Annotated in this window: 14 protein-coding genes; 7 read left to right on the forward strand and 7 right to left on the reverse strand. The window is 42.0% G+C overall.

What is annotated here, in order from left to right:
- Positions 1-128 precede the first annotated feature (128 nt).
- From F955_RS11930 to F955_RS11955, 6 genes are all read left to right on the forward strand, one after another.
- The gene (locus tag F955_RS11930; protein WP_004894881.1) at positions 129-1,073 is read left to right on the forward strand and encodes an ABC transporter permease; all 945 of its coding nucleotides are present in this window, start codon (positions 129-131) and stop codon (positions 1,071-1,073) included.
- On the forward strand, positions 1,073-1,966 hold the full coding sequence (locus F955_RS11935; protein ID WP_004894885.1) for an ABC transporter ATP-binding protein: 894 nt from the start codon (positions 1,073-1,075) through the stop codon (positions 1,964-1,966). Before F955_RS11930 ends, F955_RS11935 begins: the two co-directional genes overlap by 1 nt.
- 11 nt (positions 1,967-1,977) lie before the next feature.
- Positions 1,978-2,307, forward strand: coding sequence for a DMT family transporter (locus F955_RS11940; RefSeq protein ID WP_004894887.1), 330 nt, complete (start codon positions 1,978-1,980; stop codon positions 2,305-2,307).
- 68 nt (positions 2,308-2,375) lie between these two features.
- The gene (locus F955_RS11945) at positions 2,376-3,452 is read left to right on the forward strand and encodes an isopenicillin N synthase family dioxygenase (RefSeq protein WP_004894890.1); all 1,077 of its coding nucleotides are present in this window, start codon (positions 2,376-2,378) and stop codon (positions 3,450-3,452) included.
- A 3-nt stretch (positions 3,453-3,455) separates the two neighbouring features.
- Entirely contained in the window at positions 3,456-4,469 is a 1,014-nt protein-coding gene (locus F955_RS11950) for an NAD(P)-dependent alcohol dehydrogenase (RefSeq protein ID WP_004894893.1), read from the forward strand.
- The gene (locus F955_RS11955; protein ID WP_004894896.1) at positions 4,466-5,365 is read left to right on the forward strand and encodes a YncE family protein; all 900 of its coding nucleotides are present in this window, start codon (positions 4,466-4,468) and stop codon (positions 5,363-5,365) included. Before F955_RS11950 ends, F955_RS11955 begins: the two co-directional genes overlap by 4 nt.
- 65 nt (positions 5,366-5,430) lie before the next feature.
- On the opposite strand, the gene F955_RS11960 is transcribed toward F955_RS11955, so the two are convergent.
- From F955_RS11960 to F955_RS11980, 6 genes are all read right to left on the reverse strand, one after another.
- The gene (locus tag F955_RS11960) at positions 5,431-6,456 is read right to left on the reverse strand and encodes an ABC transporter substrate-binding protein (protein WP_004894899.1); all 1,026 of its coding nucleotides are present in this window, start codon (positions 6,454-6,456) and stop codon (positions 5,431-5,433) included.
- 55 nt (positions 6,457-6,511) lie between these two features.
- On the reverse strand, positions 6,512-7,534 hold the full coding sequence (locus tag F955_RS11965) for an ABC transporter substrate-binding protein (RefSeq protein WP_004894903.1): 1,023 nt from the start codon (positions 7,532-7,534) through the stop codon (positions 6,512-6,514).
- On the reverse strand, positions 7,531-9,339 hold the full coding sequence (gene atzF, locus F955_RS11970; RefSeq protein ID WP_004894904.1) for an allophanate hydrolase: 1,809 nt from the start codon (positions 9,337-9,339) through the stop codon (positions 7,531-7,533). Before atzF ends, F955_RS11965 begins: the two co-directional genes overlap by 4 nt.
- A gap of 11 nt (positions 9,340-9,350) precedes the next feature.
- Entirely contained in the window at positions 9,351-9,794 is a 444-nt protein-coding gene (locus F955_RS11975; protein WP_004894906.1) for a CopG family ribbon-helix-helix protein, read from the reverse strand.
- Complete coding sequence (locus F955_RS16995) at positions 9,787-9,918, reverse strand: hypothetical protein (RefSeq protein WP_004647016.1); 132 nt, start codon at positions 9,916-9,918, stop codon at positions 9,787-9,789. The genes F955_RS11975 and F955_RS16995 overlap by 8 nt, the downstream gene beginning before the upstream one ends.
- Positions 9,919-10,407: 489 nt before the next feature.
- Positions 10,408-10,782: a type III-B CRISPR module-associated protein Cmr5 gene (locus tag F955_RS11980; protein ID WP_004894907.1), complete on the reverse strand. Its 375-nt coding sequence runs from the start codon at positions 10,780-10,782 to the stop codon at positions 10,408-10,410.
- A 183-nt stretch (positions 10,783-10,965) separates the two neighbouring features.
- Between F955_RS11980 and F955_RS11985 the strand changes: the two genes are divergently transcribed.
- Positions 10,966-12,828, forward strand: a complete 1,863-nt coding sequence (locus F955_RS11985; RefSeq protein WP_004894909.1) for an AAA family ATPase — start codon at positions 10,966-10,968, stop codon at positions 12,826-12,828.
- Between the two features lie 21 nt (positions 12,829-12,849).
- Here the strand turns inward: F955_RS11985 and uca are convergent, their stop codons facing one another.
- Complete coding sequence (gene uca, locus F955_RS11990; protein ID WP_004894911.1) at positions 12,850-16,455, reverse strand: urea carboxylase; 3,606 nt, start codon at positions 16,453-16,455, stop codon at positions 12,850-12,852.
- Positions 16,456-16,458 lie beyond the last annotated feature (3 nt).

Consider the following 16,458-nt stretch of genomic DNA (forward strand, 5'->3'; position numbering starts at 1 on the left):
CTTTATTTTTTAATGATTTTTGAATATCAGATTCTTTCATCATCCTGATGATTTCAGCCCATCATGGCATCCATTTTGCTTAGTCAGTATTACATTTTATAAAAAACGTAATATTGGGGGGCAGCAAGATGAGTTACGTTGCAAGCGAACTCAGTCAAAGGAACAAACTGTTGTTTGGCTTGGGGTCATTTTTAATACCAATTCTCATTTGGTGTGCGGTAAGTTACTTACCATTTATATGGCATCCGCAAGTACAGATTACCCAATCGGGTAGTGTCAGCTTTTTACAAGTCGATAGTCGTGTGCACAAAGATGTGTTTTATGCAGAGGCACAGAATGCAGTGGATCAAGGCCTAACACCACCGCAAGGGATTTTAGTTAATCCTATATACCTACCTGCACCGCATGAGGTTGCTAAAGCCTTGATAACAGCGTTTACCACCCCGCCTGCCCAAGCCAATGCGCCATGGTTTCACGAAAGCCTTTGGCACAGTATTAAATTGGTATTTACTGCATTCTTTATTTCTTCCTTAGTCGGTGTCCCACTCGGAATTTTATGCGGTTTTTCAAACAAGCTATCCCAACTGACCGAGCCTTTTGTTGAATTTTTCCGTTATTTGCCTGCACCTGCATTTGGTGCCCTAGCCGTTGCAATTTTAGGGATCAACGATGCACCAAAAATTGCCATTATTGTGATTGGCACTTTGTTCCAACAAATTCTGATTATTGCCAATACCACACGCTTGGTTGACCGTAGCTTGATTGAAGCCGGTTTTACTCTGGGCACAAATAAACTCAAAAGTCTGTTACATGTGGTGATCCCTGCAGCATTACCTGAAATTTACCGTAATTTGCGTGTACTGCTCGGTTGGGCATGGACTTACTTAATTGTGGCTGAACTGATTGGCAGCACCTCTGGCATTACTTGGTTTATCACCCAGCAAGCACGCTACCAACATTTCGACAATGTCTTCGCTGCAATTTTAATTATTGGGATGATCGGTCTGATCTGCGATGTCGTCCTGATGAAAATCGGTCAACGTTTATTTAAATGGAAAGCGGGAGCACACTAATGACACAGCTTGAACATACTGATGCATTTGATTCACGTCACTATTTTGACAAGATTTACCAACGTCCCGTGATCTTAGAAGCAAAACAACTCACACAAAAGTTTAAACATGGCAAAACAGAACGCACGGTCTTAAATGCATTAGATCTCAAAATCCATAAACGTGAATTTATTTGTGTGATTGGACCCTCTGGGTGTGGTAAATCGACCTTTAGCCGTGTGGTTGCAGGTTTAGACCCATATAGTAGTGGTGAGATTTTAGTGGATGGCACACCGATTACAGGCCCAAGTCCTGAGCGTGGCATGGTGTTCCAAGGCTATACCCTCTTTCCGTGGAAAACCGTCAAAGAAAATGTAATGTTTGGTCCAAAAATGAAGGGCCAAAGTCATTTAGCAGCCGAAGCCCAAGCACGCGAGTGGATTAACATCATTGGCTTAGAAAAATACGAAAATCAATATCCACACCAACTGTCAGGTGGGATGAAACAGCGTGTCGCCATTGCCCGCGCCTTAGTCAATGAACCGAAAATTCTGCTCATGGATGAACCTTTTGGTGCACTTGACCCACATACGCGCCAAAAAATGCAACGTCACTTAATGGATCTTTGGAAAAACATCGACATTACCATCATTTTTGTTACCCATGATATGGACGAAGCCATTCTACTTGCCGACCGTATCGTGGCACTGAAAGCCAACCCAGGTGAGATTAAAGAAATTATTGAAGTCAACTTGCCACGCCCACGTCATCCTGACCTCATGCTGACACCTGAGTTTAAAAGCTTACGTCAACGTGTCGATCAATTGGTGCATGCCGAAGAAGATGAACTTGATCCTGCTTTGGCAGATTTACCGGTGATTCCTCGTATGACCAAAGTCAGTACTAGCAAGTAAGTGAGATCAATATGGCTTACCTCTATTTAATGATTGCAATTGTGGCAGAAGTGATTGCGACCTCTGCTTTAAAAGCATCGAATGGTTTTAGCCAATGGATTCCATCCACGATCACTGTCATTGGCTATCTGATCGCAATTTACTTTCTAGCGCTCACCATGAAAACCATCCCCGTGGGTATTACATATGCCCTGTGGTCGGGTGCAGGCATTATTTTGATTTCATGCATTGGTTGGATTTTCTATAAACAGCATTTGGACACGGCAGCGCTGATTGGGCTGTCCTTTATGGTGCTTGGCATCGTCATTATTAACGTCTTTTCAAACAGTACTGAAATTTAAGCAGACATTAGTAAATTCACAAGGCACGCATTGTTCCACACCATACGTGCCTCATTTTAGGGGGTAACATGAGCATTCAAACGATTGAAAAAGATTTCAGTGAAATTCCTGTCATTGATATTTCAGGGTTGTACAGTGCAGATCCTGCAGATCAACAACAGGTTGCGATAGAACTCGGCAAAGCGGCTGAGCATGTCGGTTTTTTATATATTAAGGGTCATCGCATTCCGAGAGCACATATAGAAGCATTACAAGCCCAAGCTAAAGCATTTTTCGCCTTACCCTTTGAAGAAAAAATGCAGTATTACGCCGGCAAATTTGGCATTAAGCATCGTGGATATGTGCCACCGGGTGAAGAACGTGTTGAAGCGATTGATCGTCCTGATTTGGCAGAATTACCCAACAAAACAGACAATAAAGAAGCTTTCGATTTGAGTTGGGATTTACCTGATGATGATCCTGACGTGATTGCTCAAAAACCGATGCATGGCTCGAATGTATGGGCCGATCTCCCGAATTTTAAGCAAGATGTTAGCGCTTATTATGAAGATGTGATTGCCTTAGGACGTGTGCTGCTGCGCGGTTTTGAATTGGCCCTTCAACTTGAACCCGATGCGCTTAACCGTTTAGTCACACGACCCACCTCTCAACTACGTTTAATGCACTATCCACATGATCTAGAAGCAGAAGATATCTTTGGTTTTGGTGCACATACCGATATGGAGCTGTTCACCATCTTGTTACCTACTGCAGCAGGACTCGAAGTGGTGAACTCTAAAGGTGAATGGATTGATGCACCTCCCATTGAAGATGCATTTGTGGTCAATATTGGCGACATGATTGAAGCCTTAAGTGGCGGTCGCTTTACTGCAACCTCTCATCGTGTTCGTAAAGTCCGTGATGAACGTTATTCATTCCCGCTATTCTTTGCTTGTGACTATGATGTCGAGATTAAACCGTTGCCTCAATTTGCAACGCCAGAAGCTTTAGAGAAATATCCGCCTGTGATTGCAGGTCAACATCTATTTGAAGTCAGTGCGCAAGGCTTTCGTTATATGCGTGAGATGGTCAAACGTGGCGAAATTCAACTGACTGGTCCAAATGTCCATTTTGGTAAACACAATTATGATGACTTAGGAGCATAAGTGATGCCTGTATTTGCTTATGCCGCACATGCGCCTAAGCAAGCACTTCAACCTTATCAGTTTGAGTTTAACGACTTAAACCCCGATGAGGTTGAAATTGAGGTCATGTACTGTGGCTTATGCCACTCTGACCTCTCTATGCTTTATAATGATTGGCAACAAACACAATATCCTTTCGTTCCGGGTCATGAAGTCATTGGACGTATTTCAAAGCTTGGTAGCACGGTAAAACATCTAGTCCCCAATCAAGTGGTCGGTTTAGGTTGGCAATCGGGTCATTGTCAAACGTGTCATCCTTGTTTGTCGGCCAAACCTAATCTGTGCAAACAATCTGAATCCACGATTGTAGGACGTCATGGTGGCTTTGCGAGTCATGTCCGTGCGCAAGCCTCTTGGGTGATTCCTATTCCTGAAAATATGGATCTCCAAAGTGTTGGACCATTACTCTGTGGTGGTTTAACGGTATTTACCCCTTTACTGCAACATGGTATTCAAGCGATTCATCATGTGGGCGTGATTGGTATTGGTGGCTTAGGACATATTGCAGTGCAACTTTACAAAGCTTGGGGCTGCAAAGTCACTGCGTTTAGTTCAAACCCTGCAAAATATGATGAACTAAAACAATTAGGTGCAGACCAAGTCCTTTCCTCGACTCAGCTTGATGATATTCCCCCACAAAATTTTGATCTGATTGTGGATACGGTCAATCAAGCACTCGATTGGGATGCATACATTCTCTTATTGGCTCCTGAAGGAAAGTTTCATGTGGTCGGTTTGGTCGAAGCTCCTCTTAAAATCTCAAGCTTTCAGCTAATTGATCAACAAATTAGTCTAACAGGTTCACCCACAGGTACACCGATTGCCATGCATCAGCTCCTCGATTTCTGCTCACGTCACCATATACAGCCCTGGGTGGAGGAATTTCCCATCTCGAAAGTCAATGATGCGATTGAGAAGTTACGTCATGGGAAACTGCGCTACCGTGCTGTCATCAATATGCAGGAGTTACATAGATGAATCATGCTGTTTTGCTTGAATCAAATGAAGTACCCATTGAACATCTTGCGCTACAAACTCGGCATGTTTCCGGTTTTGTCGACTTTATGGCGAGTAATGGCCGCTATATTTGGGCCACCAATCAGGATGTCTTACAAAAGTTTTCGGCTCAAGACAATCAGGTGGTGGCTGAAATTCAAGTGCCTAAGGCTGCAGGAATTCCGGTGTGTGCATTTTCAGCAGTATGGGTGGCGAGTCTAGAAAATCAATCCATTTATAAAATAGATCAGATTAGTAATGAAGTTTTAGCCATCATTCCGACGGGTCTTGCGGATTTAACGGGTGAATTTAGTTTGGCGGCATCCGATGATGCCATTTGGGTGGTCTCCGCAGAAGGATTACTCACCAAAATTGCACCGTGTCGCGGTCAAATTGAACAACATATTGAAGTCTTACCGAGCTCTTATAATGTTTGCTATGGTGCAGGTGCAATTTGGCTCACCAACACTCAACACGCCTCCGTACAACGGATTGATCCTTTCTTAAACCGTGTAACACATGTGATTGATGTTGATGAAACCCCTTGGTTTATCTCGGCCAATGATCAATATGTGTTTAGCCTTAATCAAAAGCATGGCACGGTTTCAAAAATTGATGCTCTCTCCTGTGAGTGTGTTCAAACCATTCAACTCCCTGAACATGCACGTGGCGATGGTGGGGATATTTTTGCATCTAAAAACAGACTTTGGGTCAGAACGACAAATCTATTGTTAATCGAAATTGATTTGATTTCTGGCAAGATTTTAAGGCAGATCACTGCACAAGAGAATGCTGGAAGTGGTGCGGTAATGCAGTGTGGTGATGTGTTATGGGTCACTGCACATGATATTGAGAAAGTTTGGCTGATTGAAGCATGAACTTCGCTTAAATCGTGAGTCATAAAAAAGGGCTAAAAAGCCCTTTTTTATCAAGCTTAGATGGATTATTCAGCTTGTGCAGCATTGACCAAATGTGGATAGATGGTATTTTCGACAACAGGGCTTTCTGAATAAATTCCGACACGCATATTGAACTTGTTGACGTTATAAGAAGAACCATACAGTGAGTCCAAGCCATCACCTTTAACAAAGACTTTTTTATTATCTTCTAAATCGAGCAAGGTCGTACCCGCCATCAGGTTTTCAAGCTGTTCAGGTTTAATCTCGGCACGATCTGCCATGATTTTAATACCATCTGCACGTGTCGCAGGGTCTTCAAGATATTTCACAATCTTGTCCCACACCACGATCAATTTGGTCCACTCATCTTTACATTTTTCAATGTTTGGCAAGTTCACCGAAAGAACATCGTAAATTAATCCCGGTGTTTTGCTTGAATCATAAATGACTTTAGAACCCGGTACAGCTTTAAGGGCCTGTAAACCAAATGGATGCCAAAGCGTGATCGCATCAATCCCTGGTGTATTAAAGACTTGTGATAGTTCTTGGGTCACCGCATTAACGACTTTGACTTTGCTCGGATCTTGACCTTCATTCTCCATCGCGGTGGTAAAGAACAATTCACTGACCAAGCCTTTCTCGAATGCAACGGTTTTCCCTGCAAGCTCTTTAACAGACTCAATGCCCGGTTTCGCAATAATGATATCATTTCCGGTCGACATACTATTGACCAAAATAATGCTCCCGTTCACACCTTGTGAAGACAGCATAAAGTTATCGCCATTGGCGACACTCGCCCCATCAATTTTGCCTGCCAAAAAGGCTTGAATTGATGCGTTATAGTCGGAGAACCATTCAAGTTGTACATTTAAGCCTGCCTCCTCAAACCATCCTTTTGCCTTTGCCACTTCCCAAGCGAGTGAACCCGGCCATTCACTATAGGCGATACGGATCGGAGCAGTACTTGAATTGACTGCTTTTGCTTCAGTTGTGGTATCTGATGATTTGCTACAGCCTACGAGAATTAAGCTTGCAGCAACCAACACAGAAAGAGATAATTTTTTTAACATACAGCCCCCTTAACGAAAAAAGGCCTTTCGATACGAAAAGCCTGTATAAAAAAGATTATGGTAAAGATTGTACAAGTTCGGGATAAATGACCCCATCTACATCGACTTTTTGGGTATATAAACCATTTTTAAAGTTAAATTCATTGACGTGATAGCTTGAACCATAGAGTGAATCAAAGTTGTTCGATTTTTCAAATACCTTTTTATTGGCTGCCAAATCCAATAAATGCGTCCCTTCAATAAACTGTGCATACTGATCGGCTTCAAGACCAACGCGTTTTGCCATAATGGCTAAGGCATCAGGACGTGTGGCTGGATCATTAATATATTTCACCGTTTTATCCCACACTTGAATGATTTTTTTCCATTCTTCTTTGTGTGCAGACAAATGCGTCATATTGACCGTTAAAGTGTCATAAATCAGACCAGGTTTATCTTGAGAGGAATAAATAATCTTGGAACCTGCAACGGCTTTCAAGGCTTGATTGGCCACCGGCTGCCATACCGCAATCGCAGCCACATCAGGACTTGAAAAGACTTGTGGTAGTTCATTGGTGACCGCGTTGACCAAGTTCACATCAGTATGTGCAATACCCGCATCGCTTAAAGCCGTATTTAACAAGTGATGATCAACTAAGCCTTTTTCGACCGCAATTTGCTTGCCCTTTAGTTCTTGAATCGAATTTATGCCATTTTTAGCAATAATGACGTCATTCCCGGCTGAATAATCGGTCGCCATGATCATGATGCCCTTGGTACCACCGGATGCAATCACCAAGTTATCGCCATTGGATACCGAAACGGCATCAAGTTGATTGGCCGAAAAAGCACTCATCGATGCTGAATAATCGAACCACTTAAACTCAACATTGACCCCTGCCTCTTGAAAGAAGCCTTTTTCAATCGCGACTTGCCATGCCACCCACCCCGGCCAATCACTGTAACCGATCGTAATGGGCTTGGTATTCACGCTGCCTTCAGCTTTGGCTTTTGGTTCCGGTACTTTGGCTGTATTGTCACAGCCTGCTAATAAAATCGTGGTCAGTACAGATGCTGACAACAAGGCTTTTTTAATCATCGTGCGACTTCCCCTATGCATTCACATTTAAATTTGGTATTTGAAAGTTGTTTAGATTTTATAAATTCGCGCCAGCCACCGAAATGACTGATATCTGTTGCATCCTCAAGTGCATAGCCTTCACAGATAAAGCCTTTGACCCAAGTACCATCAATCAGCTGGACATTACCGATCCCCAAAGGTGCCGGAACTTCTGCAACAATGTCCCCGAACATTGCACGCGGAATGTCCCAGACCTCTACTTCAATTGAACAACCTTTCGCGTTGTATTGCAGGCCAGGTTTTGGCGGTGTGGTATTTTTTAAAGCGTAGAGTTTGTAATGCGAAGCAGTCCGGGTCTGCTTGATCAGGGTGCCACCACGTGTGGTCAACTGAAAATTCAGTGGCATTCCGCTTAGATGTGCACCGACGACAGCCAGTTTGACGCTGTGACCCGATGAGATTTCAGTTGTTTTTTCATAGCTAAGTTCAGAGGTGCCCAGTTTTAACTGGCTCGCCTGCTGCCATTTTTTCCCGAATTTGGCCAGTGCTTCATCCATCCAGGCTGGCGCAATAAAGGTCACGCCCGTTGGCAAACCATCGGCACGAATGCTATTGGGTAGCGCTAAAGCCGACAGATCGGCAAAATTGACAAAATTGGTATAAGCGCCCATGTGACTGTTTTTGACCAGAGGATCTGCTTCTACTTCTGCAATGCGATAAATGGCGGGTGCCGTAGGCACCATCAAGGCATCATAATCTGCCAGTGTAGTTTGAATAACACGGCTCAGGCGGGCGCGTTCATATTCATCCTGCATGACATCGACCGCACTGAACCGGTCTGCCTGTGCAATAATCTGGCCAATTACCGGATGGGTCTGCTCGCGTTGCACCATTTTTTCCACGGCACTGGTACGTTCAGCTACCCAAGAGCGGTTATACAAGGCCGCTGCCAGTTGTTGAAATGGAGCAAAATCAATCGGCTCAACCGTATAACCCAAGCTTTGTACACGTGCGATCGCCAGTTGAAATGCTTTTTCAGTTTCGGCATCATAATAAAATTCCAGTGTATCCGGAATGGCAATTTTCCCTTTTGAAAATTGGCTCGGTACATTTTGAGGATGCCTTCTGGAATAATCATCACTGGCATCATAGCCCTGTATGACTTGCGCCACCTGCCAGGCATCATCCACAGTCAAAGCAAAAATCGAAATCACATCGATAGTGCGACAAGCCGGAATCAGGCCTGTAGTTGAAAACCAGCCTTTGGTCGGTTTGAGTCCGACAATATTATTGTGCCCTGCTGGTACACGTCCTGAACCTGCAGTATCTGTACCCAGACTGAATGGCACTTGTCCATTGGCTACAGCAACACTTGAACCGGAACTTGAACCGCCACTGATGTATTCAGGATTAAAGCTGTTCTTCACCGCGCCGTATGGAGAACGCACACCGACCAGACCCGTTGCAAACTGATCCAGATTGGTTTTACCCACGACAATCGCGCCGGCAGCTTTTAATTTGGCTACTGCTGTTGCATCGGCAGTCGCCAGATAAGCTGCTTCTTTACAAGCCGCTGTGGTATAGAACCCCGCAACATCAATATTGTCCTTGACCGCAAATGGCACCCCATAAAGTGGCAAGCTTGCGCTATCTGCACCAGTCAATGCATCAATTTGTGCCTGTAATTGTGCTGGTGTTGCAATTGATATCCAGGCATGATCGTCATTATTCAACCCGGCAACATACTCAATCAGGTCACTAAGCTGGATATTGTTATTCTGGTAGGCGTGTTGCCAGTCCTGTACAGTCCATAAGTTGTGCACAGCTGTTCTCCTTAAGTGTGTTCGGTATTTTGTGGAATAGGCGGCATGACGGCATCCATCAGTTCGAGATGCCCTTTAATCACGCCTTTCAGTGCAATAAATTGTTCGCTAATTTCTTTCAGGTCACTGCTCGCGCCCTGCATCAGCATGACTTGCAGAATTTTTTCATCATCCAGCTGGATATGCAGTGAATTGATCACTTGTGCCAGATACTGCTGTTGCAGATCGACCAGCTGACTGCGCAGCGGTTTCAGGCTGACGTCATAGAGCAAGGTAAGCGTGCCAACCATGACTTCATCGCGAATCACCAGATCATCAATCAGGTGGCGGTTAATCATGTCGACAATGGCCTGTGAACGGCTTTCATAGTGTTGCTCGACAATTTTTTGATCCATTGCCTGAAGCGTTGTTTCTGGCACGGTGATACTGATCCGTGCCAATTTTTGTTTAGGCACGATGTTGATCCTTGGGTTGATATTGGGAAGACTGTTTAATGTGAAAGCCTGCGCGTACGCTGAGTAGCTCAACCAGAAAGTGAAGCCATGGATGCATTTTTTTATTTGATGTCGGATTGTTCACGTGCATCTCCTGTGGATATTACAAAACCAGAATTTCGTATTACTTAGAAAAATGCAGAAAGCGTGCCAATTTTTAGTTATTTGGATGAGGTGAATAAACTTATATAAAAGGGCGAAAAAAAGCCCCATAACATTGAAATGGGGCTTGTTCTAAAGCAAAAGTAAGTTTTGTATTTCACCGGTTTATTCCATTTTGATTGCTCATGTCCTTGCTATTCTTTTTATACATGAATGGTTAACCGATGTTTGTGATTGTGAGTGATCAAGTGTATTGCTCTCCTCTATTTATGTTGTATATAAATAAAAGCATAAAGCATGCCACAATATAAAATTGAATAGATTTAAGCACAATGCTTTTAAAATCTATCACATACATATAGTGAGCTAGATTAAGGAGGATTTACTTTTTTAAGTATGCCTAAAAAATAGACCATTTTGCACCATGAGGGTTCGAGAGTGCATCAAAGTGTGGCTGAACATATTAAACTCTTTAAGCGCGGTTTTTGTGAACTCGAGCTCGTAGGTCATTAATACTTATCTTTACAGTTTTTTCAGTTTCAACTTCTTCTGCAATTTTTAATAATTGACGATCTTCTTGAACAAGATTATTTAAAATTTCATTTGCCTTTTCTAAAATTCGTTTTTGACTTTCAAGGCTACGCTTTCCTAAAAGTTCTTGTAAATTCTTTGCCATATTCCATTCATCCCTGAAAATTCCTGTTTTGATTTTAACAAGAAAATTATTCACCTGATGTAATTTTAAGAATGATATTGTTTTGATAAAACCATTAGTGACCACTTCCATTGGGTTCTTTTTAAGGTCTGAAAAGCTTGCGACAAAGCGTGAGTGGATAATATTGTTCATATTAGTCGAGGTCCTAGATATGCAAGTAATCGTCAAGTAATTACCGTTTTAAAGATCTTTTAAAAGACTAATTAGTAGGTCTTTTAGTTAAGTCATATTTATCTTTTAATCACAAAAACAAAATGTTAAAGTTTAATTGGATTAATTTTTAAACTAAAAATTCAACTACAGATAAATATTATTATGAAATTAATAGCACTTAAATTAGAAAATTTTAGGGGATATCAGGGCGAGAACTTGATATATATTGATTCAGATTTAACAGGAATCATTGGTAAAAATGATGCTGGTAAATCTACTATTTTAGAAGCACTAGATATTTTCTTTGAAAACTCTTCTTTAGATAAGAGTGATAAATGTGTGAACTGTACAGAAGAGGATAATATTTCAATAACTTGTATTTTTGATGACATTCCAACTTCTCTAACACTTGATGCAACGTCTGTCACAACTTTACAAGAAGAGTATTTATTAAATTCAGAAGGTTACTTAGAAATTAAAAAAACATTTCGAGTAAATCAAAAAGTCTCTACTGACTTATGTCTCCTTGCTAAGTATCCAGATAATAATGGTTTAGATAATTTGATCATTTTGAAAAATGCAGATTTAAAAGCATTGTTTAAAACAAAAGGGTTAGATATATCTCAAGTACAAGATCAAAGATCTAATACATCTTTAAGACAATACCTTTTTCAATCTGAACCTTTAACATTCAGACTTAAAGAAGTTCCCCTAAATAAAGAAGATGCTAAAAATGTTTGGGACGCCTTAAAGAATTTTTTACCAATTTACGCTTTATTTAAGTCGGATCGAAATAGTAGTGATCAAGACAGTGAAGTCCAAGATCCTATGAAATTAGCAATTAAGCATGCGCTCTCTGAAATTCAACCACAATTACAAAAAATCCAAGAACATATCAAAACTAAAGTTGAAGATGTAGCTGGGCGAACTCTAGAGAAATTAGCCGAAATGGATTCAAATCTAGCACAAGATTTGATCCCAGATTTTTCCAAAGAACCTAAATGGGAATCTATTTTTTCTATGGCGTTAAGTTCAGAACAAGGAATACCTATTAATAAACGAGGAAGTGGTGTCAGAAGACTTATCTTATTAAATTTTTTTAGAGCTGAAGCAGAGAAAAAATTCCGGGAAGCAAATGGCCGATCAATAATCTATGCTATTGAAGAGCCTGAAACCTCACAACATCCTGATTATCAGGAGATGTTAATAAAAGCACTTCTTGATTTATCTATATTGCCAAAAACTCAAATATTAGTAACTACTCATACCCCAGCCTTAGCGGGACTGATGCCTATTAGTAGTTTAAGATACATAACTAAGGATGAAAAAAATCAACATGTGATAGCCCATGCTGATTGTAATCACATTTTAAAATCAATCAGTTCAGATTTAGGCATACATCCTTTTGATGATATTTCTAATCTTCAATGTCGTGGATATATCTTTGTTGAAGGTGTTTCAGATGTTGTATTTTTAAAGCACATATTTACAAAATTTGCAGAAAATGGATTGATTCAAAAAGATTATATCGCTGAATTAGATGTACAACTTCTGATTAGTGGTGGAAGTGACAACTTAAAACATTGGGTAAATTATAAACTCATAGAATCTTTACAAAAACCATGGGCTGTATTTTTTGACTCAGACAATGATGGTCAAAAATGTCCTAAATATCAGCAAAATTTAGCCATAAAAGCAAAATATCCGAATATAATTTTTCATCTAACAAACAAAAGAGAATGTGAAAACTATTTACACCCAAACCTAATACTTAGGGTAACAAAAAATGAGGTTAATCATTCACCTGATGACTTTTCTGACCAAAAGGTAATATTGCAACCACTCTTGTTGCCATATAAATCAGTTAAGCAAACTAACATTATTGAAAAATTGTGGGACTTAACTACATGCGATGAAATCATACAAAGCTGTACAGACCAACAAGGAAATAATGAATTCCTTAAATTCATTAACCAAATCGAGGAAAGATTTGGTTTAGTGGAATTAGAAAAAAAGACCGCCTAAGCGGTCTTTTTTTCTAATTCCTCAAGCCACTGGCGCTAACGTAAACAACACCTGCCCCGTTTTCACCGTTTGCCCTTTTTCAATGGTAATCGCTTCAACCTTCATACGCTCAGGCGCAATAATCGGAATCTCAATCTTCATCGCTTCAATCACTGCAAGCGTTGCACCCTCTTCCACAATATCCCCCGACTGACATTCAATTTTCCAAATTGAACCCGGCATATGCGATTCCACTGCACACCCCCCCTCAGGCACTTCAACACCCTCACCATCATCCACGGCATCCAGGCTTTCAGAGACATATTCTGCAAGCCCTGCTTCATGCCAACGTTTACGCTCCGCATCAAAGTTGGCTTGTTGTACCGCTTTAAAGGCAGAAATAGATTCTTGATTTTCCGTTAAGAAGTCATTGTATTCTTTGAGGTTCAATACACCTTCTTCAATACGCAGTTTTAAACGACCCGCTTTAAAGTCCTCACGCATCTGCATCAACTCGGACTCAGACACTTCATAAAACTTAATTTGGTCAAAGAAGCGTAATAACCACGGCATACCTTGCTCAAAATCAGGGTTTTTACGGTAGCGTGACCACATTTGCGAAGTACGACCCACAAATTGATAGCCACCCGGACCTTCCATGCCGTACACGCACATATATGCACCGCCGATCCCCACAGCATTTTCAGGTGTCCATGTCCGTGCAGGGTTATATTTGGTGGTGACTAAACGCTGACGTGGATCAAGTGGCGTTGCCACAGGCGCACCCAAATACACATCACCCAAGCCCATGACCAAATAACTTGCGTTATAGACCACATCTTTCACGGCTTGTTTGTCTTTTAAGCCATTAATACGACGGATAAACTCGATATTGTCAGGACACCACGGTGCATCAGGTCGCACAGTTTGCATATAGCGTTCTGTTGCGAGTTGGGTTTGTGAATCTTCCCACGCAAGCGGTAAATACACGGTGCGTGATGGCACTTGCATCTCGGTCACATCAGGCAGTTGTTCTTCTGCGACTTGAAGCATACGCAATAAATCAATTTGATCAAGCTGAGTCGAATCAAAATGAATTTGCAGTGAACGAATACCCGGTGTCAGGTCAATAATGCCTTGAATATTTTGATCTTTGACCCATTGCATCAGCGCATGAATACGGAAACGTAGGTTTAAATCTAAAACCAATTCGCCATATTCAACGAGCATATAGTTATTGCCCGCAGGGCGATACACCACGTCAGGCGTACCATTTTGACCTTTTAAAGTATCTAAAATCGCAGATTTCAACGTGCGGATTTCAGGATAGAACGACTCATCAAATGCCACAGCTTGCGTATCTTCAGCAGTTAATTGCGCATGATATTTTTCATTCAGCAATTTTGCTTGATGGTAACTCACAGGCACAAATTTCACTTTATCGCCTGCTTTGAGCTGACCAAGTTTCCACAGTTCAGAATTGATCACCACCGCAGGACAGACAAAACCACCAAGGCTTGGACCATCTGGACCCAAGATAATTGGCATATCCCCAGTAAAGTCGATGGCACCAATCGCATAAGCATTGTCGTGAATATTGGATGGATGCAGACCTGCTTCACCACCGTCTTGACGTGCCCATTCAGGTTTTGGACCAATCAGACGGATACCGGTACGGCTTGAATTAAAGTGAATTTCAAACTCGTTGGCAAAGAAGGTATCTATGTCGTTTTTGGTAAAGAAATCCGGTGCACCATGTGGACCATACATTACCGCAATTTCCCAAGAATTGGAAAATGTCGGGATTTGATCTTGGCTTAATGCTTTCACTTCATCCGATGTAAATGCTGTGATTGGAAGCATATCGCCAATCAACAAGTTACGACCTGCATGACCGCCAAACTGACCCAAGGTAAAGGTTGCTTGTGAACCTAAGTATTCAGGGACGTTTAGACCGCCTTTGATGCCAATATAAGTACGGCAACCTGTGGCGATCTTGCCACATTTCAGCACCTGACCTTTACGTACATTCACGGTTTGCCACATCGGAACTTGAACGCCATCCAAAGTCGATGGCATATCGCCACCTGCGAGTACAATTTGGCTATCGCAATGGAATTTTAAAGTTGGCCCTTGTAGCGTACATTCTAAACCTGCGGTGTTATACACATTGCCAAGCAACTGGTTTGCCACATTTAAAGACAATGGATCAATCGCACCTGATGGCGGAACACCGACATCCCAATAGCCCAAACGTCCTGTCACATCTTGCACGGCGGTTTGAATGCCGGCTTGAAGCACTTCAATTTTTTGAGTTTTCCACTCAAAGGTATTTAAGAAACGTGTGGTTTGTGTGCCTGCTTTAAATACATCGCAGTCGATAATGTTTTGTAGATATTCAAGATTGGTTTCAATCCCGGCAACTTGAGTCTTTGCCAACGTGGCGGTCATGGCTTGAATCGCTGATGCACGATCATCCGCAGTCACAATGATTTTGGCAATCATTGGGTCATAGAAAGATGAGACATTTGAGCCTGTTTCTACCCACGTTTCATTACGGGCATTCTCATCGAATTCGACATGAGTCAGTAAGCCTGCGCTTGGTTGGAAGTTTTTAATTGGGTCTTCGGCATATAAACGCACTTGAATCGAATGACCTTTAGATTCAAGCTGTGCTGTTGGCGGCGTCCAATCACCACTGCCTAAAGTCACCATCCATTCTACTAAATCGACACCAAAGACTTGCTCGGTGACACCGTGCTCAACTTGCAGACGAGTATTCACTTCCAAGAAATAAAATTCTTGCGTGTCGGTATCCATGACAAATTCAACGGTACCCGCAGAACGGTAATTCACCGACTGCATCAGTTGAATGGCGACATTTTGGATATAGGCACGTTGCGTATCATTGAGATGCGGTGCTGGCGTTTCCTCAATTACTTTTTGGTTACGACGTTGTACCGAACAATCACGCTCACCGAGCGCAATCACTTGACCTTTGCCATCACCAAAAATTTGTACTTCGATGTGACGGGCGTTTTGCACGAATTTTTCAAGATACAAACCGGCATCTTTAAAGTTGGCTTGGGCTAAATAGGATACGGTTGCATAGGCATCTTTCAGTTCAGCTTCGTTCCATACCAAGCGCATGCCGATCCCACCGCCACCTGCGGTACTTTTTAGCATCACAGGATAGCCAATACGTTCCGCTTCTAGCAGTGCTTCGGCTTTATCAGCCAACAATTGACTGCCCGGAAGTAATGGCACATTGGCTTGAATTGCCAATTCACGTGCGGTGTGTTTCAGACCAAAGGCTTTCATTTGTTCGGCATTTGGCCCTAAGAATACAATGCCTTGTGCTTCACACAGATTACAGAATTCGGCATTTTCAGAGAGGAAGCCATAGCCCGGGTGAATCGCTTCTGCACCGGTTTGTTTTGCGACTTCTAAGATTTTATCGACATTTAAATAACTTTGGCTCGCAGGTGCATCACCAATGAAAACAGCTTCATCGGCTAAAGTCACATGTAATGAATCACGGTCGGCTTCTGAATAGACGGCAACCGATTGGATGCCTAATTTTTTAAGGGTACCAATAACACGACACGCAATTGCACCACGGTTGGCGATGAGAACTTTATTAAACATGGC

Source organism: Acinetobacter schindleri CIP 107287 (assembly GCF_000368625.1).
GTDB lineage: Bacteria > Pseudomonadota > Gammaproteobacteria > Pseudomonadales > Moraxellaceae > Acinetobacter > Acinetobacter schindleri.

What these genes read in the sequence shown, in the direction of transcription:
- F955_RS11965 (WP_004894903.1), bottom strand. Translation starts at nt 7,534, where the DNA reads ATGATTAAAAAAGCCTTGTTGTCAGCATCTGTACTGACCACGATTTTA.
- F955_RS11940 (WP_004894887.1), top strand. Translation starts at nt 1,978, where the DNA reads ATGGCTTACCTCTATTTAATGATTGCAATTGTGGCAGAAGTGATTGCG.
- F955_RS11960 (WP_004894899.1), bottom strand. Translation starts at nt 6,456, where the DNA reads ATGTTAAAAAAATTATCTCTTTCTGTGTTGGTTGCTGCAAGCTTAATT.
- F955_RS11955 (WP_004894896.1), top strand. Translation starts at nt 4,466, where the DNA reads ATGAATCATGCTGTTTTGCTTGAATCAAATGAAGTACCCATTGAACAT.
- F955_RS11985 (WP_004894909.1), top strand. Translation starts at nt 10,966, where the DNA reads ATGAAATTAATAGCACTTAAATTAGAAAATTTTAGGGGATATCAGGGC.
- F955_RS11945 (WP_004894890.1), top strand. Translation starts at nt 2,376, where the DNA reads ATGAGCATTCAAACGATTGAAAAAGATTTCAGTGAAATTCCTGTCATT.
- F955_RS11980 (WP_004894907.1), bottom strand. Translation starts at nt 10,782, where the DNA reads ATGAACAATATTATCCACTCACGCTTTGTCGCAAGCTTTTCAGACCTT.
- F955_RS11930 (WP_004894881.1), top strand. Translation starts at nt 129, where the DNA reads ATGAGTTACGTTGCAAGCGAACTCAGTCAAAGGAACAAACTGTTGTTT.
- uca (WP_004894911.1), bottom strand. Translation starts at nt 16,455, where the DNA reads ATGTTTAATAAAGTTCTCATCGCCAACCGTGGTGCAATTGCGTGTCGT.
- F955_RS11935 (WP_004894885.1), top strand. Translation starts at nt 1,073, where the DNA reads ATGACACAGCTTGAACATACTGATGCATTTGATTCACGTCACTATTTT.
- F955_RS11950 (WP_004894893.1), top strand. Translation starts at nt 3,456, where the DNA reads ATGCCTGTATTTGCTTATGCCGCACATGCGCCTAAGCAAGCACTTCAA.